The organism is Vibrio sp. 2134-1 (assembly GCF_033339495.1).
The window spans coordinates 1-747 of record NZ_JAWOUS010000358.1; the positions used below are offsets into that span (position 1 = coordinate 1).

The window sequence follows — 747 nt, forward strand, 5'->3', positions numbered from 1 at the left end:
TTTGGTAGTTTAAGTAATCTGGGCCTATTGGCTCGTGATCTTGTTGAAGATCACTCAGTGATCAGTATCGACCTACGCAATCACGGTCTCTCTTTCCACTCTGATACTCATAACTACACTGACATGGCACAAGATGTCGCGACGCTTCTTCAGCACTTAAACGTTGAGCCATCGATAATCGTCGGCCATTCAATGGGCGGTAAAGTCGCGATGAAACTCGCTGATATAGCACCAAATCTTGTGAAACAGTTGGTCGTATTGGACATGGCACCAGTAGCTTACCAGACCAATCGTCACGACAACGTATTTGATGGTTTGCTGGCCGTTATCAAAGAAAAACCTGAGAACCGTCAACAAACGTTAGAAATCTTAGCTCAACACATTGAGATGGATGGCGTTAGACAATTTCTCTCAAAATCTCTGTTTAAAAATGAAGACCATATGGCTTGGCGATTTAACGTCGACAGTTTATTAAGTAACTATGCTGAGATCATTGGTTGGCAAGATATTGCTCCTACCGAGATCCCGACACTTTTCATTAAAGGCGGAGATTCGGACTACTTAATGCCAGAGCACCAACCGTCAGTACAACGACAATTCAAACAAGCTAAAGCACACATTATTGCCAACACTGGCCATTGGTTACACGCAGAAAAACCTGCTGAAGTGATGCGAGTGATCCGGAAATACATTTCGAGTTAACAAATTCGAAAAGCAACGATAGATTATTGAAATAACCCTCCTTGT

Annotated in this window: 1 protein-coding gene; it reads left to right on the forward strand. The window is 42.7% G+C overall.

Annotation, left to right across the window (positions count from 1 at the left end; translation table 11 throughout):
* Positions 1-702 (forward strand): alpha/beta fold hydrolase (locus R7R78_RS25975; protein ID WP_225474593.1); only part of this gene is annotated, 702 nt, incomplete at its 5' end.
* Positions 703-747: the final 45 nt, after the last annotated feature.